Below are 19,468 nucleotides of genomic sequence, written 5' to 3' on the forward strand. Positions count from 1 at the left end.
CCGCCTCAGGCGGGCTCGTGCACCCCGTCGGCGGCCAGCGTGCGGTCGCCGCAGGTGATCGCCCGGGCCGACGCCCGCGCGGCGTCGGTGCCGGCGGACACCTGGTCCGACGCCCCGGCCGACGCCACGGTCCCGTCGACCCGGATCCGGGTGCGCGTCACGGTGTCGTCCACCAGGTTCAGGCCGACGAGGTCGAGGGTGCCGTCGCCGTCGAGGTCGACGCAGCCGACGCCGGTGCCCTGGCCGGCGAAGCCCTGGTCGAACTGCCACGGCTCGCCGCGGGTGTCGGTGGCGTCGACCAGCGCGCAGTCCTGCACGACGAGGAGGTCGGCGACCCGGTTGTCGGAGACCAGGACCATCGCGGGCCCGGCAGGGTCGGGGCGCAGCGCGAACGCGGTGGCGCCGGCGGGGCCGGCGAGGTCGATCGGGTGGCTGAGCGTCGCCCCTCCCGCCGTGGTGACGCCGACGGTGCGGGCGCCCGCGTCGTCCGCGATCCACAGCTCGTCGCCCGCGCCGTCTCCGTCGAGGTCGATCGTCCCGACGGTGGCCGCGGTGGCGGGAGCCACGCCGCCGGTCCCGGTGCAGCCGGTCGCGGGGGCGCTCGGCTGCGGCGTGCCGCCGGGGGAGCCGGGGGAGGGTGCCGCGGGCGTGGTGGCCGGTGCGGTGACCGTCGGGGTGCCGGACGCCAGGTCGTCCTCGCCGCCGCAGCCGGCGAGGAGCAGGGCCGTGGCGGCCAGGGCGGACAGGGTCAGCGGGGCGCGTCGCGTGCTCATCGCCGTCGACGCTAGGTCGGCGCGGTGGCGTCCGCGAGCCGGGAAGATTTCCGCCCCGCCCGCTGTTCTGGCAGACTGTTCCGTCGGTCTGCGGTTCACGTGCGCGGCTCGCGCGCACGACCCGGAGGCCCAACCCGAGGAGAACACCTGTGAAGACTGACATCCACCCCGAGTACGTGGTGACCCAGGTGACCTGCACCTGTGGCAACACGTTCACCACGCGCTCCACCGAGACCTCCGGCGAGATCCGCGCCGACGTCTGCAGCGCCTGCCACCCGTTCTACACGGGCAAGCAGAAGATCCTCGACACCGGCGGCCGCGTGGCCCGGTTCGAGGCGCGCTACGGCAAGCGCTCGGCGAACTAGCCGTCCTGACGCCGGTGCGCGGCGGTCCCCCGAGGACCGCCGGGCACCGGCGTCTTCGCGTGTCCGGGGCCGGGTCCGCCGTCCCCGCAGGCCGCCGGGCGACCGGCGACGCCCCGCGCCGCGGCGCCCGCCCCCCAGGAGATCCCCGCGATGACCGACCCGTTCGCGGCCGCCCGCCCGCTGCTCGACGAGCACGCGCGGATCGAGCAGCAGCTCGCCGACCCGGCGGTGCACGCCGACCAGGCGCTGGCCCGCACCCTCGGCCGGCGGTACGCCGAGCTCGGCCGGGTCGCGCAGGCGCACGGCGCGTGGCGGGCGGCGGCGGAGGACCTGGCGGACGCGCGCGAGCTCGCGCAGGACGACGCCGCGTTCGCCGCCGAGCTGCCGGCGCTGGCGGAGGCCGAGGAGCAGGCGGCGGAGAAGCTGCGCCGGGTGCTGGTGCCGCGCGACCCCGACGACGCCCGCGACGTGATCCTGGAGATCAAGGCCGGCGAGGGCGGCGAGGAGTCCGCCCTGTTCGCCGGCGACCTGCTGCGGATGTACCTGCGGTACGCCGAGCGCCGGGGCTGGAGGGCCGAGACGCTCGAGTCGACGGAGTCCGACCTGGGCGGCTACAAGGACGTGCAGGTCGCGATCAAGGCCCGCGGCGCGGTCACCGACCCGGCCGAGGGCGTCTGGGCGAGCCTGAAGTACGAGGGCGGCGTGCACCGCGTGCAGCGGGTGCCCGTCACCGAGTCGCAGGGCCGCATCCACACGTCGGCGGCCGGTGTGCTGGTCTTCCCCGAGGTGGAGGACGAGGGCGAGGTCGAGATCGACCCGAACGAGCTGCGGATCGACGTGTACCGGTCCTCGGGCCCCGGCGGGCAGTCGGTGAACACGACCGACTCGGCGGTGCGGATCACCCACCTGCCGACGGGCATCGTGGTGTCGATGCAGAACGAGAAGTCGCAGCTGCAGAACCGCGAGCAGGCCATGCGCGTGCTGCGCGCCCGGCTGCTGGCCGCCCGCCAGGAGGAGGCCGCCGCCGCGGCCAGCGAGGCCCGGCGGTCGCAGGTGCGCACGGTGGACCGCTCCGAGCGCATCCGCACGTACAACTTCCCGGAGAACCGGATCGCCGACCACCGCACCGGCTACAAGGCGTACAACCTGGACGCGGTGCTCGACGGCGATCTCGGCCCGGTCGTGCAGTCGGCGGTCGACGCCGACGAGGCCGCCCGGCTGGCCGCCGCGGGGGAGCGGTGACGGCCCCGGGCCCGGCGCCCGCCGCGGGCTCCGGCGCGCCGACCATGCGCGTGCTCGTGGACGCCGCCACCCGGGTGCTCACCGAGGCGGGGGTCGGCTCGCCGCGGCACGACGCCACCGAGCTGGCCGCGCACGCGCTCGGGCTGCCGCGCCTGGACCTGGTGCTGGCGCCGCCCGTGCCGGAGGGGTTCACGGAGGAGTACGCGGGCCTGGTCGACCGGCGCCGCCGGCGCGAGCCGCTGCAGCACATCGTCGGGTCGACGGTGTTCCGCTACCTCACGCTGCGCGTCGAGCCCGGCGTGTTCGTGCCGCGGCCCGAGACCGAGACGGTCGCGCAGGTCGGGATCGACGAGGCCGCCCGCCTCGCCACCGAGGGCCGGTCCCCGGTCGTCGTCGACCTGTGCTGCGGCGCGGGCGGCATCGCGCTGTCCCTGGCGACCGAGGTCCCGGAGGCGCGGGTGGCCGCGGTCGACGCGTCCCCGGCCGCCGTGGCGCTCACGCGGGCCAACGGCGAGCGGGTGGGCGCCGCCGGGGTCCGGGTGGAGCTCGGCGACGTCCGCGACGCCGCCCTGCTGGCGGACCTGGACGGCACGGTCGACGTGGTGGTGTCCAACCCGCCGTACATCCCGCCGGACGCGGTGCCCGTCGATCCCGAGGTCCGCGACCACGACCCCGACCTGGCGCTGTACGGGGGCGGGGCGGACGGGCTGGAGGTGCCGCGCGCGGTGCTGGCCGCCGCCGCGCGCCTGCTGGTGCCCGGCGGGCTCCTCGTGATGGAGCACGCCGAGGTCCAGGACGCCGCGGCGCGCGCCGCCGCGGAGGCGACCGGCGCGTTCGAGGCGGTCGCGTCCCGCCCGGACCTGACCGGCCGGCCCCGGATGCTCGTCGCCCGGCGGCGTGCCGCCGAGGTCACCGCCAGCGAGCCGCGTCCGGACGCCCAGCCGGGCGTGGGAGACTCGCAGCCGTGACTGCCGACGCCGTGCTGGACGCCACCGACCCCGCGACCTGGGGCCCCGCCCTCGACGCCGCCGTGCACACCGTCTCCCGCGGCGGTCTCGTCGTGCTGCCGACCGACACGGTGTACGGGATCGGCGCCGACGCCTTCACGCCGGCGGCGGTGAACGCGCTGCTCGCCGCGAAGGGTCGCGGCCGCCAGATGCCGCCGCCGGTGCTGATGCCGGACGCGCGCACGATGGACGGCCTGGCCATGGGCGTGCCCCCCGCGGCGCGCGACCTCGCGGAGGCGTTCTGGCCGGGCGGCCTGACGATCATCCTGGTCGCGCAGCCGTCGCTGGCCTGGGACCTGGGCGAGACGCACGGCACGGTCGCCCTGCGGGTGCCGGACCACCCGGTCGCGCTCGCGCTCCTCGGTCGCACCGGCCCCATGGCGGTGTCCAGCGCGAACCGCACGGGCCAGCCGTCGGCGCTGGAGGTGGGCGAGGCCTACGAGCAGCTCGGCGACCGCGTGCAGACGTACCTGGACGGCGGCCGCACCCCGGGGCAGGTCGCCTCGACGATCGTGGACGCCACCGGCGACGAGCTGCGCGTGGTCCGGCAGGGCGCCATCTCCCTGGAGCGCCTCCGCGAGGTCGCCCCCGTCCGGGAGGGTGACGCCGGCCGGTGAGGGCGTACCTCCTGCTCCTGCTGATCGCCGCGGCGGCGACCTACGTGCTGACGCCGCTGGCGCGGTGGTGCGCGCTCCGCTGGGGCGCGATCACGGCCGTGCGGAGCAGGGACGTGCACTCCATCCCGACGCCCCGCCTCGGCGGGCTGGCGATGTGGGCCGGGATCATGGTCGGCCTGCTGATGGCGAGCCAGCTGCCGTTCCTCGGCGACGTCTTCGACCGCCCGGAGCCGATCATCGGCATCGCGGCCGCCGCCACCATCGTGTGCGCCCTGGGCGTCGCCGACGACATCTGGGACCTGGACTGGATGACGAAGCTGGTGGGCCAGGTGCTCGCCGCGTTCGTGATGGCGTCGATGGGCGTGCAGCTCTACCAGCTGCCGATCGACGGGGTGGTCCTCGGCTCGGACCGGATCTGGCTCGGGCTGACGGTGCTGGTGGTCGTCGTCGCGATGAACGCCGTCAACTTCGTCGACGGGCTGGACGGGCTGGCGGCCGGGCTGATCGCGATCGGCGGCGCCGGCTTCTTCCTGTACTCGTACCAGCTGACCCGCGAGGCGAGCCCGGGCGACTACTCGAACCTCGCCACCCTCGTCGTCGCGCTGCTGGTCGGGGCGTGCCTGGGCTTCCTGCCGCACAACTTCAACCCGGCGCGCATCTTCATGGGCGACTCCGGCTCGATGCTGATCGGCCTGGTCATCGCCGCTGCGGGCATCCAGGTGACGGGGCAGATCGACCCGGCGGTCGCCTCGACCCGGCAGTCGTTCCCCGCGTTCCTGCCGATCCTGCTGCCGCTGGCGGTGCTGCTGCTGCCGCTGCTGGACATGGGGCTCGCGGTGATCCGCCGGGTCGGCTCGGGCAAGTCGCCGTTCCACCCGGACCGGATGCACCTGCACCACCGGATGCTGGCGCTGGGCCACTCGCACCGGCGCGCCGTGATCATCCTGTACGTGTGGACGTTCGTGTTCGCCGGTGCCGCCACCGCGCTCGTCTGGTTCTCCACGACCGCGGTCCTCATCGGCCTCGCCGTCGGCGTGCTGGCCGCGCTGGCGCTGACCCTCGGCCCGCTGCGCGGCCGCAGCACCGCAGGCGGCGGCACCCCCGGCGGCGGACCCGGCCTCCGCCCGCCGGCCGGACCCGAGCCGACGCCCCCGGCCGGACCGGCACCCGGGCCCCACCCCGCGGTCGAGCACCGCGCCGCCGCGGCCCGGCACGCCGCGGACGCGCGCCGCCACGCCTGGCACGCCCCGTCCGCCGGGCCCGCCGTCGCCGGCGGTCACGCCCTCCCCGGCGGCCGCGCCGCCGCCGGACCCGCCGCCGCGCACCCCCTGACCCGCCTGACCGACGCCCTGCACGACGCCGACCCGAGGACGGACCGATGACCGACCCCACCGCCGAGCCGACCCCCCGCCGCGGGGACAGCCCCGAGGTGGCCGCCGTGTTCCGCCGCGCGCTGCGCGACATGATCTGGCTCGTCGCCGGCGTGACCGTCCTCGGCGTCGCGGTGGGCTGGCTGGTCGCCGGCCTGCCCGGCGTCTGGGGCGCCCTGATCGGCGCGGCCATCGCGCTGGTGTTCTCCGGGACGACGACGCTGTCGATGCTGAAGACGGACGCGTCGGCCCCGGGCCGGATGATGGCCGTCATCATGGGCACCTGGCTGGGCAAGCTCGTGGTCGTGATCGTGGTGCTCGCGGTGCTGCGCGGCATGGACTTCTACGACCGGTACGTGCTCGCCGTGGTCGTGGCGGTCGCCGTCATCGGCTCCGCGCTGCTCGACTACCGGGCGGTCGCGCGGGGCAGGGTCCCCTATGTGTCGCCCACTGGTGCTGGGTCGAAGGTCCCGAATGGGGACGAGCCGGACGGGTCGACCCGTTCCGTAGGCTAGGCTTCCAGCCGAACCACCCACGACGGCCGGGTCCCGGCGCGGTGACCCGCACCTCGAGGCACCCGACGCCGCGAGCCTTCGACCTACAGGAGACTGCTCTGTCCAGCCTTGCGACGATCCTGCCGCTCGCTGCCGAAGGCGAGTCCGGGTTCCACAAGCCGTCGATCGCCGAGTTCTTCCCTCCCGCCATCTGGTTCGAGGGCACGATCTTCGAGATCAACCGCATCCAGGTCGTGCGCTTCGTCGCGGTCGCGGTGCTGCTGACCGTCATGGTCATCGCCGCGCGCCGGGCGCGCCTGGTCCCGCGCCGCGGCCAGAACATGGCCGAGATGCTGCTCGACTTCGTCCGGATCAACGTCGCCCAGGACATCCTCGGCAAGGAGAAGGCGCCGAAGTACGTCGCGCTCCTGACGACGATCTTCTTCGCGATCTTCGCCTTCAACATCACGGGCGTGATCCCGTTCCTCAACATCGCGGGCACCTCGCTGATCGGCCTGCCGGTCATGCTGGCCCTCTGGGTCTACGTGATGTACCTGGGCGCCGGCGTCAAGGCGCACGGCGTGGGCGGCTTCCTCAAGACCAGCCTGTTCCCCCCGGGCGTGCCGTGGCCGCTGTACATCCTGCTGGCGCCGGTGGAGTTCCTGCAGGTGTTCGTCCTGCGGCCCGTCACGCTGGCGATCCGGCTCATGGCCAACATGGTCGCCGGGCACCTGATGCTGGTGCTCTGCTTCTCGGCCACCCAGTTCCTGCTGTTCGAGGCGAGCGGCGGCCTGAAGCCCTTCGGCGCGCTGACCCTCGCGGGCGGCTTCGCGATCACCCTGTTCGAGGTGTTCGTCGCCGCGCTGCAGGCCTACATCTTCGTCGTCCTGACGGCCGTGTACCTGAGCCAGTCCATCGAGGACGAGCACTGACCTGATCTGACCAGCACCACCCCCACGGGGGCCTCGACGGGCCCTCGTCACCAGACGACCGCCGGCCGACCGGTCGGCGGCCAAACGGAAGGAACGAGCACAGCGTGTCTCTTCTCGCGGACCCCAGCGTCATCCTTGCGGCCGAGAACGCCATCTCGGGCAACATCGCGACCGTGGGCTACGGCCTCGCGGTTCTCGGCCCGGGCATCGGCCTCGGCATCCTGATCGGCAAGACCGTCGAGGGCATGGCGCGCCAGCCCGAGGTCGCCGGCCAGCTCCGGACCACCATGTTCATCGGTATCGGCTTCGTCGAGGTCCTCGGCCTCCTCGGCCTGATCACCGGCTTCCTCTTCTCGTGATCACCGCCGCGCTCCCCGCGGCGAGCATCCTGGCCGCGGAGACCGAAGAGGTCGAGGGCTGGCGCCTGCTCATCCCCGCGGGCTACGACATCCTGTGGTCGTCGGTCGTCCTGATCGTGATCGGCGTCGTCTTCTACAAGCTTGTGCTGCCGAAGTTCCAGGCGGTGCTCGACGAGCGGACCGAGAAGATCGAGGGCGGTCTCGCGAAGGCCGCCAGCGCGCAGGAGGAGGCTGCCGCCGCGAAGGCGGAGTACGAGCAGCAGCTCCAGGACGCCCGCGCCGAGGCGGCGCGCATCCGCGAGGACGCGCGCTCCGAGGCCGGCCAGATCGTCGCCGAGGCGCGCGAGAAGGCCACCGCCGAGGCGGCGCGGATCGCCGAGACGGCCCAGCGCCAGATCGAGGCCGAGCGCCAGCAGGCCGCCGTGCAGCTGCGTGCGGACGTCGGCTCCCTGGCCACCGAGCTCGCGTCGAAGATCGTCGGCGAGTCGCTGGAGGACGAGGCGCGTCGCTCGCGCGTCGTCGAGCGGTTCCTCGACGACCTGGACGCGCAGACCACCGCCACCGCGGGTAAGGGGAACTGATGCGAGGGACGAGCCGGGCGTCGCTGGCCGCCGCGGAGGGCCGGTTCGAGCCGGTGCTGCGCACGGCCGGCGCCGAGGGGCTGCTGCTCGGAGAGCAGCTGTTCGCGCTGGTCGACGCGCTGGACTCGTCCGGCTCGCTGCGGCGCACCCTCACCGACCCGTCGGCCGCGGGCGAGGCCAAGGCCGCGCTCGTGACCCGGCTGCTGGCCGGCGCCGACCCCCGCGCGGCCGAGGCCGCGCAGGGGCTCGTGCGGGCGCGGTGGTCGGAGGAGGGCGACCTCGCCGACGCCGCCGAGCAGCTGGCCTTCTCGGCCGTGCTCGCCTCGGCGGAGGCGGACGGCACGATCGGGCAGGTCCAGGAGGAGCTGTTCCGGATCGGCCGCGCGCTCGCCGGGCAGCGCGAGGTGCGCCGCCGGCTGTACGACGACACGCTGCACGCCGAGGCGCGCGGCCAGCTCGTCGACCGCCTGCTGAACGGCACGGGCGCCCGCGTGACGCAGGTGCTCGCGCGCCGGGCGGCCGTGGCGCCGCGCGGCCGCCGGTACGTCGCGACCCTCGGGCACCTCGGCGACCTGATCGCCGAGCGCCGGAGCCGCACGGTCGCCACGGTCACCACCGCGGCCGACCTGGGCCCCGCCCAGCGGGCGCGGCTCGCCGAGATCCTCGGTCGCGCCTACGGGCGCGAGATCCAGGTGCAGGTCCTCGTGGACCCGCACGTCCTGGGCGGCCTGCGCGTGCAGGTCGGCCCCGAGGTGATCGACGCGACCGTGCTCGCACGGCTGGCGGACGCACGCCGACGACTTGCCAGCTGACGGGCCCGACGGCCCGCCGTCAACGACCAGTTCACCCACGTGGTACCGCATGCCGCGGGCGTGCTGCACGACAGGAGAGATGCCATGAGCGAGCTGCAGATCCGGCCGGAGGACATCCGCGCCGCGCTGGACAGCTTCGTCACGACGTACGAGCCCACCGGCGCCGCCGCCGAGGAGGTCGGACGGGTCACCCTGGCCGGCGACGGGATCGCCCGGGTCGAGGGCCTGCCGGGCGCGATGGCCAACGAGCTGCTCCGCTTCGAGGACGGCACGCTGGGCCTCGCGCTCAACCTCGACGTCCGCGAGATCGGCGTCATCGTCCTCGGCGAGTTCACCGGCATCGAGGAGGGTCAGGAGGTCCGCCGCACGGGCGAGGTCCTGTCCGTCCCGGTCGGCGACGCCTTCCTCGGCCGCGTGGTCGACCCGCTGGGTCAGCCGATCGACGGCCTGGGCGCGATCGAGCCGGAGGCGCGCCGCGCCCTCGAGCTGCAGGCGCCGGGCGTCATGGCCCGCAAGTCGGTGCACGAGCCGCTGCAGACCGGCATCAAGGCGATCGACTCGATGATCCCGATCGGCCGCGGCCAGCGGCAGCTCGTCATCGGCGACCGCCAGACCGGCAAGACCGCGATCGCGATCGACACGATCCTCAACCAGAAGGCCAACTGGGAGACGGGCGACCCGCAGCAGCAGGTCCGCTGCATCTACGTCGCCATCGGCCAGAAGGGCTCCACGATCGCGGCCGTGCGCGGCGCGCTCGAGGAGGCCGGTGCCCTGGAGTACACGACGATCGTCGCGGCCCCGGCGTCCGACCCGGCCGGCTTCAAGTACCTCGCCCCCTACACCGGCTCGGCCATCGGCCAGCACTGGATGTACGGCGGCAAGCACGTCCTCATCGTGTTCGACGACCTGTCGAAGCAGGCCGAGGCGTACCGCGCCGTGTCGCTGCTGCTGCGCCGCCCGCCGGGCCGCGAGGCGTACCCGGGCGACGTGTTCTACCTGCACTCCCGCCTGCTGGAGCGTTGCGCGAAGCTGTCCGACGAGCTCGGTGGCGGCTCGATGACCGGCCTGCCGTTCATCGAGACCAAGGCCAACGACGTCTCGGCGTACATCCCGACCAACGTCATCTCCATCACCGACGGCCAGATCTTCCTGCAGTCCGACCTGTTCAACGCGGACCAGCGCCCCGCCGTCGACGTCGGCATCTCGGTGTCCCGCGTCGGTGGTGCCGCGCAGGTCAAGGCGATGAAGCAGGTCTCCGGCACGCTGAAGCTCGACCTGGCGCAGTACCGGTCGCTCGAGGCGTTCGCGATGTTCGCGTCCGACCTGGACGCCGCGTCCCGCGCGCAGCTGACCCGGGGCGCCCGCCTGATGGAGCTGCTCAAGCAGCCCCAGTACTCGCCGTTCCCGGTCGAGGAGCAGGTGGCGTCGATCTGGGCCGGCACCAAGGGCAAGCTGGACGACGTGCCGGTGGAGGACGTCCGCCGGTTCGAGTCGGAGCTGCTGGACCACCTGCGCCGCAACACGGACGTGCTCAGCACGATCGCGGAGACGGGCAAGCTCGGCGACGACCTGGAGGACAAGCTGTCCGCCGCCGTCGACGAGTTCCGTCACGGCTTCCTCAAGGGTGACGGCACGGCGCTGGTCGGCGCCGAGCAGCCCGAGGACGAGACGCCGGTCGAGCAGGAGCAGATCGTCCGGCAGAAGAAGGCCTGACGCGTGGCCGGACAGCAGCGGGTCTACCGGCAGCGGATCAGGTCGACCCAGTCGCTGAAGAAGATGTTCCGCGCGCAGGAGCTGATCGCGGCGTCCCGCATCGGGCGCGCCCGCGACCGGATGGCCGCCGCGTCGCCGTACGCCCGCGCGATCACGCGGGCGGTCTCGGCGGTCGCGACGCACTCGGACGTCTCGCACCCGCTGCTGGCGGAGCGCGACGACACCAACCGCGTCGCCGTGCTGCTCATCGCCTCGGACCGCGGCATGGCGGGCGCCTACTCGGCGTCCGTCATCCGCGAGACCGAGCGGCTGATCGAGCGGCTCGAGGGGGAGGGCAAGGAGGTCGCACTGTACGTCAGCGGCCGCCGCGCCGAGTCCTACTACCGGTTCCGCCAGCGCGAGCTCGCGGCCGTGTGGACCGGCCAGTCCGACGCCCCGACGTCCGATCTGGCGGAGGAGATCGCGAGCACGCTGCTCGAGGCCTTCGACGCCGCGCCGGCGGACGGCGGCGTGGGGGAGCTGCACATCGTGTCGACGCAGTTCGTCAACATGGTGAGCCAGCGCCCGCAGGTCATCCGGATGCTGCCGCTCGAGGTCGTCGAGGGCGTCGCGCCCGCCGGCGAGCACGAGGCGCTCCCGCTGTACGACTTCGAGCCGGACCCGGCCGAGGTGCTGGACGCGCTGCTCCCGCGGTACGTGCGCACGCGGATCTTCGCGTGCCTGCTGCAGGCCGCGGCCTCGGAGCTCGCCGCGAGGCAGCGTGCGATGCACACCGCGACGGAGAACGCCGAGGACCTCATCCGCACGTACACGCGGCTGGCGAACCAGGCCCGCCAGGCCGAGATCACCCAGGAGATCAGCGAGATCGTGTCGGGCGCCGACGCGCTCGCCTCCTGAACCGCCCGACGCACGACCCGAACCAGCCCGCCGGACACCGGCGGACGACCGAAGGCAGGCAGACATGACCGCGACCACCGTCGACGCGAAGGACTCCACGGCCACGCCGGGCGTGGGCCGCGTCGCCCGTGTGATCGGGCCCGTCGTGGACATCGAGTTCCCCGCGGACCAGATCCCCGACATCTACAACGCGCTGACCGTCCACATCGACCTGTCGTCGCAGGGCGAGGGCGAGGAGTCCGGCGGGTTCGACATGACGCTCGAGGTCGCGCAGCACCTCGGCGACTCGCTGGTGCGCGCGATCGCGCTGAAGCCCACCGACGGCCTCGTGCGCGGCGCCCAGGTCACCGACACCGGCGCGCCGATCTCGGTGCCGGTCGGCGACGTCACCAAGGGCCGCGTCTTCAACGTGACCGGTGAGGTGCTGAACCTCGCCGAGGGCGAGACGTTCGAGGTCACCGAGCGCTGGCCGATCCACCGCAAGGCGCCGGCGTTCGACCAGCTCGAGTCGAAGACCCAGATGTTCGAGACCGGCATCAAGGTCATCGACCTGCTGACGCCGTACGTGCTCGGCGGGAAGATCGGCCTGTTCGGCGGTGCGGGCGTCGGCAAGACCGTCCTCATCCAGGAGATGATCCAGCGCGTCGCGCAGGACCACGGCGGCGTGTCCGTGTTCGCCGGCGTCGGCGAGCGCACCCGCGAGGGCAACGACCTCATCGTCGAGATGGAGGAGGCGGGCGTCTTCGACAAGACCGCCCTCGTCTTCGGCCAGATGGACGAGCCGCCGGGCACGCGTCTGCGCGTCGCCCTGTCGGCCCTGACGATGGCGGAGTACTTCCGCGACGTCGCCAAGCAGGACGTGCTGCTGTTCATCGACAACATCTTCCGGTTCACGCAGGCCGGCTCCGAGGTCTCCACGCTGCTCGGCCGCATGCCGTCCGCGGTGGGCTACCAGCCGAACCTCGCCGACGAGATGGGCCTCCTGCAGGAGCGCATCACCTCGACCCGCGGCCACTCGATCACCTCGCTGCAGGCGATCTACGTGCCGGCCGACGACTACACCGACCCGGCCCCGGCCACGACGTTCGCGCACCTCGACGCGACGACGGAGCTCTCCCGCGAGATCGCGTCCCGCGGTCTGTACCCCGCGGTGGACCCGCTGGCGTCGACCTCGCGCATCCTCGACCCGCGGTACGTGGGCCAGGAGCACTACGACGTCGCCACCCGCGTGAAGTCGATCCTGCAGCGCAACAAGGAGCTCCAGGACATCATCGCGATCCTCGGTGTCGACGAGCTGTCGGAGGAGGACAAGACGGTCGTCGCGCGCGCCCGCCGCATCCAGCAGTTCCTCTCGCAGAACACCTACATGGCGGAGAAGTTCACCGGCGTCGTGGGCTCCACGGTCCCGGTGTCCGAGACCGTCGAGGCGTTCGCGAAGATCGCCGACGGCGAGTTCGACCACATCGCGGAGCAGGCCTTCTTCAACATCGGCGGCCTCGAGGACCTCGAGCGCAACTGGGCCCGCATCCAGAAGGAGTACGGCGTCTGACACGGACGCCCGTCGCTCCACCCCGCACGACCCCGATCCACCCCCTTCCAGGAGGTTCTCGTCCCATGGCCCAGCTCGAGGTCGACCTCGTCGACACCGACGGCACCATCTGGTCCGGCGACGCGCGTCAGGTGAGCGCGCCCGCCTCGGACGGCGAGATCGGCATCCTGGCCGGGCACACCCCGGTCCTCTCCGTGCTCCGGCGCGGGGAGGTCCGGGTGATCGAGGCCGGCGGGTCCGTCCACCGGTGGACCGTCGAGGGGGGCTTCCTCTCCGTCGACGGCGACCAGGTGACCGTCGTCGTCGACGCGGCCGAGGCGGTGGCCTCCGGCACGTCCGGCCGCTGACGTCGGCGGGCAGGCCGTGACCGGGCACCAGATCGCGTTCCTCGCGCTGCTGCTCGTCGTGGCCGCGCTCGTGGTCGTGGGCCTCGGGCTGTCCCGGTGGAGCAGCCTGACCCGGCGGGTCGGGTCGTTCCGGTGCGCCCTGCGGGTGCGCGGCCGCTGGTCGCGTGGCATCGCGCACTACGGCGCCCGGCACCTGTACTGGTGGCGGCTCCGGTCGCTCGCGCCGCGCCCCGAGCAGGTCTGGTCCCGGGGCGGCATGGAGGTCCTGGAGCGCACCGCGATGGACGCTACGGTGGTCGGCGGGCCGTACCTCGTGCGGTGCCGCGTGGGCGGACCGCGCGGCGCCGAGGAGGTCGAGCTCGTCATGACGCCCGAGGCGTACGCCGGGCTCACGTCCTGGCTGGAGGCCGCCCCGCCGGTCGCGCACCACGTCATCTGACCGCGGAGGTCCCACCCCATGCGCCTGCTCGTCGCGCGCTGCTCGGCCCGGTACAGCGGCCGGCTCAACGCCCACCTGCCCCTGGCCACCCGCCTCGTCGTGGTCAAGGCGGACGGCTCGGTGCTGCTGCACTCCGACGGCGGCTCGTACAAGCCGCTGAACTGGATGAGCCCGCCGTGCACGCTCCGCACGGAGGAGGCCGCCGGCGAGGCGCTCGAGCGGGGCGTGGCCCAGGTGTGGACCGTCCAGCACACCAAGAGCGACGACCGCCTGGTCATCGAGGTGCACGAGGTGCTGCACGACTCCGACCACGACCTGGGCGTCGACCCGGGGCTGATCAAGGACGGCGTCGAGGCGCACCTGCAGGAGCTCATGGCCGCGCAGATCGACGTGCTCGGCGCGGGCCACACGCTGGTGCGCCGGGAGTTCCCGACCGCGATCGGCCCGGTCGACATCCTCGCGAAGGACGCGGCCGGCGCGACGGTGGCGGTCGAGATCAAGCGACGCGGCGACATCGACGGCGTCGAGCAGCTGACCCGCTACCTGGAGCTGCTCAACCGCGACCCGCTGCTCGCGCCGGTGCGGGGCGTGTTCGCGGCGCAGGAGATCAAGCCGCAGGCGCGCGTCCTCGCGACGGACCGCGGCATCGCGTGCCTGGTGCTGGACTACGACGCCATGCGCGGCGTCGACGACGTGGACTCCCGGCTGTTCTGACGGGGTTCCCGCTGGTGCGGAGCGTTCGGCCGGACACGCCGGGGCGTGTCGGGCGAGACACTCCACCCGTCGCCACTCCAGGTGGCCCCGCGGGGCGCGGGACGTGCGCCATGATGGGGCCGTGACCACCGCCGACACCGCCACCGCCGCCGTCGTCCTGCGCGGGGAGGTGGTGACGCCGACCGAGGTCGTGCCCGACGGGGCCGTCGTGCTCGCCGAGGGCCGCATCGCCTGGGTCGGACCCGCGGCGCAGGTCCCCGGGCGCTGGGCCGACGAGGTCCCGCCCGCCCCGGCACCCGGGACGACCCTGCTCCCCGGCCTCGTCGACCTGCACGACCACGGCGGCGGCGGGTCGAGCTTCCCCGACGCGACGACCCGCGACGAGGCGCTGGTCGCCGTGCGCGAGCACCTGCGGCACGGCACGACGAGCCTGGTCGCCTCGCTGGTCACGGCGCCCCGGGACGTGCTGCTGGCCCGCGCCGCCCTGCTCGCCGACCTGGTCGAGTCCGGCGACCTGGTCGGCATCCACGCGGAGGGGCCGTTCCTGTCCGCCGACCGGTGCGGGGCGCAGAACCCGGCGGACATGCTGCCGGGCGACCCGGCGCTGGTGGCCGACCTGGTCGCGGCGGCGCGGGGGCACCTGGTGACGATGACGGTGGCGCCGGAGGTCCCGGGCGTCGCGGACGGCGCCGGTGCCGGGAGCGGGGACGTGCTCGCGGCCCTGGTCGCCGGTGGCGCGGTGCCGTCGGTCGGGCACACCGACGCGGCCGCCGAGCAGGTGGACGTCGCGGTGCACCGGGCGCGGGCCCTGCTGACCGGGCGCCTGGGCGCGCCGGGCCGGTCGCCGCGCCCCACCGCCACGCACCTGTTCAACGGCATGCGCCCGCTGCACCACCGCGACCCCGGCCCGATCGCCGCCTGCCTGGCCGCCGCCGCGCGCGGGGACCTGGTGGTCGAGCTGGTCGCGGACGGCACCCACCTGGCCGACGGCACCGTGCGGGCCGTCTTCGACCTGGTCGGCCCGGGCTCGATCGCGCTGGTCACCGACGCGATGGCCGCGGCGGGCATGGCGGACGGCGACTACCGGCTCGGCCCGATGGCGGTCCGGGTGGGCGGCGGGGTCGCGCGCATCCTGGCCGAGGACGGCTCGGCGGGCGCGATCGCGGGCGGCACGGCGCACCTGCTGGACGTCGTGCGGACGGTGGTCGGTGCCGGGATCGGGCTGGTGGCCGCGGTGCGCGCCGCGGCGACGACGCCCGCGGAGGTCCTCGGCCGGCCGGACCTCGGGGCGCTGGCGGTCGGTCGCCGGGCGGACGTGGTCGTGACGGACGAGGACCTGGCGCCGGTCGCGGTGTACCGCGCGGGGCGGCTGGTCACGGCCTGACGTGGTGGCCCCGGGGGGGAGAGGGCGGTTCGTCCTCGCCCAGGGGAGTGGGTGGGGGACCGGGACCCGCCGTCAGCGGCCGTCCTCCCACGGGTCGGCGGCAGGCTGGGCGGGAGCCCGCCGAGCTGCCCCCGCGCCGGCGACCGTGCCCGGCGCAGCGCCCGAGAGGGTCTCGTCCTCGCGCCGCCGCAGGGCCTCCCAGTTCCGGCGGTCGCGCCGCGCGCTCCACGCGGCCAGCACCACGGGCACCAGGTACGGCAGGGCCAGGAGCACGGACTGCTGCCACGACGTGTGCTCCACCAGCGCCGGGGCGGCGTACAGCGAGTCGAGCTCCGCCACGAGCTCGGGGTCGGCGAGGTAGCCGAGCCCGTCGGGCCGCAGGTGGACGCCCGCGATGACGGACGACGTGAGCCACCACCCGGCGGCCCCGATCGTCGCCGTGCCGAGCAGCGCGCCGACGAGGCCCCGGCGGGACGCCGACCGGCTGCGTGCCCAGCCGTGCAGGATGAGGAAGGCGGCCAGCGCGGTGAACCCGGCCGTCAGCAGGTAGACGGTGCCGCCGAGGTCTGCCGGCCGGAACCCGGCCGCCCGCGGCATGGCGAGGACGTGGACGGCCAGGGTCACGAGCGCGACGAGCACGACGAGGACCCGGGTACGGACGCGCGCCACCGGCCTTCCCAACCGTGTCCGGGGCCCCCGGTTCGCGTGCGCCCGGGCCTCGGCCGCCCACCGGGCGAGATCGGCGTTCTCGGCGCTGGACTTCCCGGAGCCCGGCGGGCGCGCCGGATCGCCCCCCGCCAGGCGGACGTCGTCCTCGAGCCGCTCGAGTCGCAGGCGATCCCGGCGGGTCAGCACGGCGCCGATCCCTGTCAGGAGAAGCGGGAGGACGACGAGCAGCAGCACGACGAGCGCGGGGCGCAGAGCGGCCACCGTCTCAGGGCCGACCGCGGGGGGATGCCTGGGCGGCGAAGGGCCGAACCAGCGCTCGATGCGCTGCCGGCCGTCGTCCGGGTCCAAGGCGATCAGCACGAGCGTGCACGCGCCCGTGCAGGCGGCCGACGCCGCCAGCACGGCGAGAGCGAACCCGGCGACGACGTGTGACCGAGCACGGGACCACCAGTCCAAGAGCCCGCCCGCGATGAGGTGGACGACGGCGACGGCGACGGCGAACATCGCCCACTCAGCGGACGCGCCGCCGGTCCGGAGCGAGATGCCGCGAGGCAGGAAGAGCTGGGCGAACGAGATCGACAGGACACTGCACAGCAGGAGCGCGGCGCCGAGGCGCACGCGCGCGCGGCGCAGGCTCCGCAGCCGTTCCGACTCCAGCACGAGCAGTACCCGGCCCTCCTCGCACGTGCGATCCCGCGGGGAGGGCCGGGCCGGGCGAGCAGCGACCACCCGTTGCGTCAGTCCATCCCGATGGAACGGAAGTAGCGCAGGGTGACGCGGCTGCTGGCGGTGGCGAGCAGGCCGGCCAGCATGGCCTGGTCGACGACGTCCTTCATCCTCGCGAGGCTCACGGTCAGCGACGTGGTGACTAGCGCGGCCACGAGCCCGACGGGCGCGCCGGCCACTGTCGCGGCCGCCGCCAGCATGAGACCGGTCATCTCCTTCGTGCCGATCGCAGTTCCGTACTGGCTCTTCAGCCCTTCCTCGACCATGCGGATGGCCGCCTCGGGATCGTCGGTGGCGTTCCACGCGTCGGTGAGGACTGCTTTCACCTCCTGTCCCGAGACGCCGTCGATTCCGGCGTTCCATCCGACGGAGGTCAGGCCGAGGATCTTGGCGCCCCACCTGTGGGCGTTCTGCCACGCGTGTCTTGCCGCGCCCTGCACGCCCGTCAGACCGCGCAGCGCCTCGCCGAGCTGGGTGACCTGGTACGCCATCTCGACGTGCCGGTCGTAGCGCAGGTACTGGTCGAACACCCGGCGGTCGTCGGGGGTGATCCAGGCGGCGTACCGGTTCGCGTTGGAGTTGTGGTCGACGGGGTACTGGGTCGGGTCCTGGGGCAGGTCGACGTAGTGCGAGAGGTACATGTAGACCGTCTCGGTGCCGATGTCGCGCGCATCGCGGTCGCGGGCGGAGTTGACCTCGGCCATCGTGTACGCGTGGGCGAGCCACTGGGCGATCATCTCGGCCCGAGCGGCGTCCGACCCGCTCGCGGTCGTGGCAGGTTCCGCTGCCAGAGCGGAGAGGCAGGGCATCGGTATCCACTCGCCGTCGACCGTGTAGAAGTCGCAGGTGCGGTCGGGCTCAGCGGGCGGGGGGGCCTGCTCAGAGGGCGTGGTGATCGGGCAGGGCACTTGCTCCAACCTGCCGTCCCGATACCACCGGTAGCACAGAGGGAGGGCGTCGAACCGAAGGGCCTCGTCGGGCTCCGGCTCCGGCTCGGGTGCCGGTTCCGGCTCCCAGTCGTCGAGCAGCCGCTCGAGCTCGGCGAGGAACTCCGGGCTCTTCTCCTCGACGCCGGCGAAGTCCAGCAGCGAGAGTCCGGCTTCGCCCAGCAGGGACTCGGTGCGGGTGATCTCGGTCAGCAGCCCGGTCGTGGCGTCGGCGGCCTGCCGGGCCTCACGGGCGGATGTGTCGGTCGCCTGGGCGGTGCCCGCTGTGGTCACTGCCATGACCACAGCGGTGGTCAGGCCGACGGCGGTCCTGGTGGTGCGTCGCATGCGCGAACCCTCCGGGGGCGGAGTCGGTGTGCGGCGCGGCTGATCGTCACCGGGCGGTGGCGACGGTGACGAGGCTAGGGGACCCGCACGGGCCCGTGTCAACGCCAGTTCCGGGCGTTCGGGCAGGTCAGCCGCGGGGCGCCGCCACGCTGCCGTGGTCGGCATAGGCGGGGGAGACCAGGCGGGTCTCCGCCAGGTCCTCGCCGGACAGGCGGGCCATCACCATCTCGACCGCGATCCGCCCGATCCGCTCGCCGGGCACCTCGATGAGCGACACCGGCACGGGCAGCCCCGCGGCCATCTCGGCCGGGCTGACCGCGACGACGGACAGGTCCTCGGGCACGCGGAGCCCGCGCTCGGCCGCCCGGGCGAGCAGCCCGCCGAGCGCCGCCTCGTTGTGCACGACGAGCCCGGTCGTCCCCGGGTGCTCGGCGAGCACGGCGTCCAGCGCGGCGGCGCCGCCGGAGAAGGTCGGCTCGGCGGGCACGACCGCGGCCTCGACACCGGCTGCGGCGGCCTGCTCCAGCACGCCCTGCCGCATCCGCACGGCGTAGTTGGCGCGGTGGTCGAGCCGGTCCTGCGACGCGCCCACCAGGACGAGCCGGCGATGGCCGTGGGCGGCGAGCTCGCGGACCGCCAGCCGACCCGCCCCGGCGAAGTCGAGATCCACGCAGCTCAGGCCCGTGGTGTCGTCGGGGACGCCGATGAGGATGCTCGGCAGGGCGAGCGCGCGCAGGGCGGGGAGCCGGGCGTCCTCGGACTCGATGTCCATCACGATCAGGGCGTCGGCCGTCGAGCTCGCCGCGACCCGGTCGATGCCCTGGGCGTCGTCCTGGGTGAGCACGAGGACGTCGTGGTCGTGCTCGCGCGCGGTGGTCACGACGCCGCCGACGAACTGCATGATGATCTGCACGTTGATCCCCGGCCGGAACGGCACCATCAGGGCGATCACGTTGCTCCGGCTCGACGCCAGGGCCCGGGCGCCGGCGTGGGGGCGGTACCCGAGCTCGGCGATCGCGCGCTGCACCCGGTCGCGGGTGGGGCCGGAGATGGTGCGCTTGCCGCTCAGCACGTAGCTGACGGTCGACACGGACACCCCCGCCGCGCGGGCCACGTCCCCGATGGTCGCCATCCGCCCAGGGTAGTGGGGGTGCGGGGTGTCGGTGCGCAGGTGGGCGGGGCCGTGGGCGGCACCGGTCGCGGC

At 74.2% G+C, this 19,468-nt stretch carries 21 protein-coding genes; 17 read left to right on the forward strand and 4 right to left on the reverse strand.

The features are described 5' to 3' along the window. Window positions 1-5: 5 nt before the first annotated feature. The gene (locus FS882_RS19150; protein WP_158375579.1) at window positions 6-773 is read right to left on the reverse strand and encodes a hypothetical protein; all 768 of its coding nucleotides are present in this window, start codon (window positions 771-773) and stop codon (window positions 6-8) included. A 149-nt stretch (window positions 774-922) separates the two neighbouring features. Here FS882_RS19150 and rpmE point away from each other — a divergent pair, with 149 nt between their 5' ends. The 17 genes from rpmE to FS882_RS19235 all read left to right on the forward strand — a co-directional run bounded on the left by rpmE (window position 923) and on the right by FS882_RS19235 (window position 15,595). Further along, entirely contained in the window at window positions 923-1,138 is a 216-nt protein-coding gene (rpmE, locus tag FS882_RS19155) for a 50S ribosomal protein L31 (RefSeq protein WP_154731021.1), read from the forward strand. Between the two features lie 150 nt (window positions 1,139-1,288). Next, complete coding sequence (gene prfA, locus FS882_RS19160; RefSeq protein ID WP_158375581.1) at window positions 1,289-2,380, forward strand: peptide chain release factor 1; 1,092 nt, start codon at window positions 1,289-1,291, stop codon at window positions 2,378-2,380. 44 nt (window positions 2,381-2,424) lie between these two features. Continuing rightward, window positions 2,425-3,348, forward strand: coding sequence for a peptide chain release factor N(5)-glutamine methyltransferase (prmC, locus tag FS882_RS19165; protein ID WP_158375633.1), 924 nt, complete (start codon window positions 2,425-2,427; stop codon window positions 3,346-3,348). After that, complete coding sequence (locus tag FS882_RS19170) at window positions 3,345-4,004, forward strand: L-threonylcarbamoyladenylate synthase (protein WP_262348417.1); 660 nt, start codon at window positions 3,345-3,347, stop codon at window positions 4,002-4,004. The genes prmC and FS882_RS19170 overlap by 4 nt, the downstream gene beginning before the upstream one ends. Next, window positions 4,001-5,386 carry an MraY family glycosyltransferase gene (locus tag FS882_RS19175; RefSeq protein ID WP_316043657.1) on the forward strand — a complete coding sequence of 462 codons (1,386 nt, stop codon included), beginning with the start codon at window positions 4,001-4,003 and terminating at the stop codon, window positions 5,384-5,386. Before FS882_RS19170 ends, FS882_RS19175 begins: the two co-directional genes overlap by 4 nt. Beyond that, on the forward strand, window positions 5,383-5,889 hold the full coding sequence (locus FS882_RS19180) for a hypothetical protein (RefSeq protein WP_158375583.1): 507 nt from the start codon (window positions 5,383-5,385) through the stop codon (window positions 5,887-5,889). Before FS882_RS19175 ends, FS882_RS19180 begins: the two co-directional genes overlap by 4 nt. Window positions 5,890-5,930: 41 nt before the next feature. Beyond that, window positions 5,931-6,800, forward strand: coding sequence for a F0F1 ATP synthase subunit A (atpB, locus tag FS882_RS19185; protein ID WP_410053300.1), 870 nt, complete (start codon window positions 5,931-5,933; stop codon window positions 6,798-6,800). 104 nt (window positions 6,801-6,904) lie between these two features. Further along, complete coding sequence (gene atpE, locus FS882_RS19190) at window positions 6,905-7,159, forward strand: ATP synthase F0 subunit C (protein ID WP_276509384.1); 255 nt, start codon at window positions 6,905-6,907, stop codon at window positions 7,157-7,159. Then, window positions 7,156-7,740, forward strand: coding sequence for a F0F1 ATP synthase subunit B (locus FS882_RS19195; RefSeq protein WP_410053301.1), 585 nt, complete (start codon window positions 7,156-7,158; stop codon window positions 7,738-7,740). The genes atpE and FS882_RS19195 overlap by 4 nt, the downstream gene beginning before the upstream one ends. Then, complete coding sequence (locus FS882_RS19200) at window positions 7,740-8,552, forward strand: F0F1 ATP synthase subunit delta (protein ID WP_158375585.1); 813 nt, start codon at window positions 7,740-7,742, stop codon at window positions 8,550-8,552. Before FS882_RS19195 ends, FS882_RS19200 begins: the two co-directional genes overlap by 1 nt. An 84-nt stretch (window positions 8,553-8,636) precedes the next feature. Continuing rightward, window positions 8,637-10,265, forward strand: coding sequence for a F0F1 ATP synthase subunit alpha (gene atpA, locus FS882_RS19205; protein ID WP_158375587.1), 1,629 nt, complete (start codon window positions 8,637-8,639; stop codon window positions 10,263-10,265). 3 nt (window positions 10,266-10,268) lie between these two features. Further along, on the forward strand, window positions 10,269-11,162 hold the full coding sequence (locus FS882_RS19210; RefSeq protein ID WP_158375589.1) for a F0F1 ATP synthase subunit gamma: 894 nt from the start codon (window positions 10,269-10,271) through the stop codon (window positions 11,160-11,162). A 64-nt stretch (window positions 11,163-11,226) separates the two neighbouring features. Then, a complete protein-coding gene (gene atpD / locus FS882_RS19215; protein ID WP_147795955.1) occupies window positions 11,227-12,711 on the forward strand; it encodes a F0F1 ATP synthase subunit beta in 1,485 nt (494 codons plus the stop codon). Between the two features lie 65 nt (window positions 12,712-12,776). Beyond that, complete coding sequence (locus tag FS882_RS19220; RefSeq protein WP_158375591.1) at window positions 12,777-13,058, forward strand: F0F1 ATP synthase subunit epsilon; 282 nt, start codon at window positions 12,777-12,779, stop codon at window positions 13,056-13,058. Window positions 13,059-13,074: 16 nt separating this feature from the next. Further along, the gene (locus FS882_RS19225) at window positions 13,075-13,497 is read left to right on the forward strand and encodes a DUF2550 domain-containing protein (RefSeq protein WP_158375593.1); all 423 of its coding nucleotides are present in this window, start codon (window positions 13,075-13,077) and stop codon (window positions 13,495-13,497) included. 18 nt (window positions 13,498-13,515) lie between these two features. Continuing rightward, a complete protein-coding gene (gene nucS / locus FS882_RS19230) occupies window positions 13,516-14,211 on the forward strand; it encodes an endonuclease NucS (protein WP_158375595.1) in 696 nt (231 codons plus the stop codon). Between the two features lie 121 nt (window positions 14,212-14,332). Next, window positions 14,333-15,595 (forward strand): N-acetylglucosamine-6-phosphate deacetylase, encoded by a 1,263-nt coding sequence (locus tag FS882_RS19235; RefSeq protein ID WP_158375597.1) that lies wholly within the window; start codon window positions 14,333-14,335, stop codon window positions 15,593-15,595. A 72-nt stretch (window positions 15,596-15,667) separates the two neighbouring features. On the opposite strand, the gene FS882_RS19240 is transcribed toward FS882_RS19235, so the two are convergent. From FS882_RS19240 to FS882_RS19250, 3 genes are all read right to left on the reverse strand, one after another. Then, a complete protein-coding gene (locus FS882_RS19240) occupies window positions 15,668-16,924 on the reverse strand; it encodes a hypothetical protein (RefSeq protein ID WP_158375599.1) in 1,257 nt (418 codons plus the stop codon). A 77-nt stretch (window positions 16,925-17,001) separates the two neighbouring features. Then, a complete protein-coding gene (locus FS882_RS19245; protein ID WP_158375600.1) occupies window positions 17,002-18,264 on the reverse strand; it encodes a hypothetical protein in 1,263 nt (420 codons plus the stop codon). Between the two features lie 127 nt (window positions 18,265-18,391). Beyond that, window positions 18,392-19,396 carry a LacI family DNA-binding transcriptional regulator gene (locus FS882_RS19250; RefSeq protein ID WP_158375603.1) on the reverse strand — a complete coding sequence of 335 codons (1,005 nt, stop codon included), beginning with the start codon at window positions 19,394-19,396 and terminating at the stop codon, window positions 18,392-18,394. Window positions 19,397-19,468 lie beyond the last annotated feature (72 nt).

The organism is Cellulosimicrobium cellulans (assembly GCF_007679345.1).
Taxonomy (GTDB): Bacteria; Actinomycetota; Actinomycetes; order Actinomycetales; family Cellulomonadaceae; genus Cellulomonas; species Cellulomonas cellulans_A.

Excerpts from the sequence above, each read along its gene's own strand:
- FS882_RS19150 (WP_158375579.1), bottom strand. The coding sequence starts at position 773 with ATGAGCACGCGACGCGCCCCGCTGACCCTGTCCGCCCTGGCCGCCACG.
- prfA (WP_158375581.1), top strand. The coding sequence starts at position 1,289 with ATGACCGACCCGTTCGCGGCCGCCCGCCCGCTGCTCGACGAGCACGCG.
- prmC (WP_158375633.1), top strand. The coding sequence starts at position 2,425 with ATGCGCGTGCTCGTGGACGCCGCCACCCGGGTGCTCACCGAGGCGGGG.
- FS882_RS19180 (WP_158375583.1), top strand. The coding sequence starts at position 5,383 with ATGACCGACCCCACCGCCGAGCCGACCCCCCGCCGCGGGGACAGCCCC.
- FS882_RS19200 (WP_158375585.1), top strand. The coding sequence starts at position 7,740 with ATGCGAGGGACGAGCCGGGCGTCGCTGGCCGCCGCGGAGGGCCGGTTC.
- atpA (WP_158375587.1), top strand. The coding sequence starts at position 8,637 with ATGAGCGAGCTGCAGATCCGGCCGGAGGACATCCGCGCCGCGCTGGAC.
- atpD (WP_147795955.1), top strand. The coding sequence starts at position 11,227 with ATGACCGCGACCACCGTCGACGCGAAGGACTCCACGGCCACGCCGGGC.
- FS882_RS19220 (WP_158375591.1), top strand. The coding sequence starts at position 12,777 with ATGGCCCAGCTCGAGGTCGACCTCGTCGACACCGACGGCACCATCTGG.
- nucS (WP_158375595.1), top strand. The coding sequence starts at position 13,516 with ATGCGCCTGCTCGTCGCGCGCTGCTCGGCCCGGTACAGCGGCCGGCTC.
- FS882_RS19245 (WP_158375600.1), bottom strand. The coding sequence starts at position 18,264 with ATGCGACGCACCACCAGGACCGCCGTCGGCCTGACCACCGCTGTGGTC.
- FS882_RS19250 (WP_158375603.1), bottom strand. The coding sequence starts at position 19,396 with ATGGCGACCATCGGGGACGTGGCCCGCGCGGCGGGGGTGTCCGTGTCG.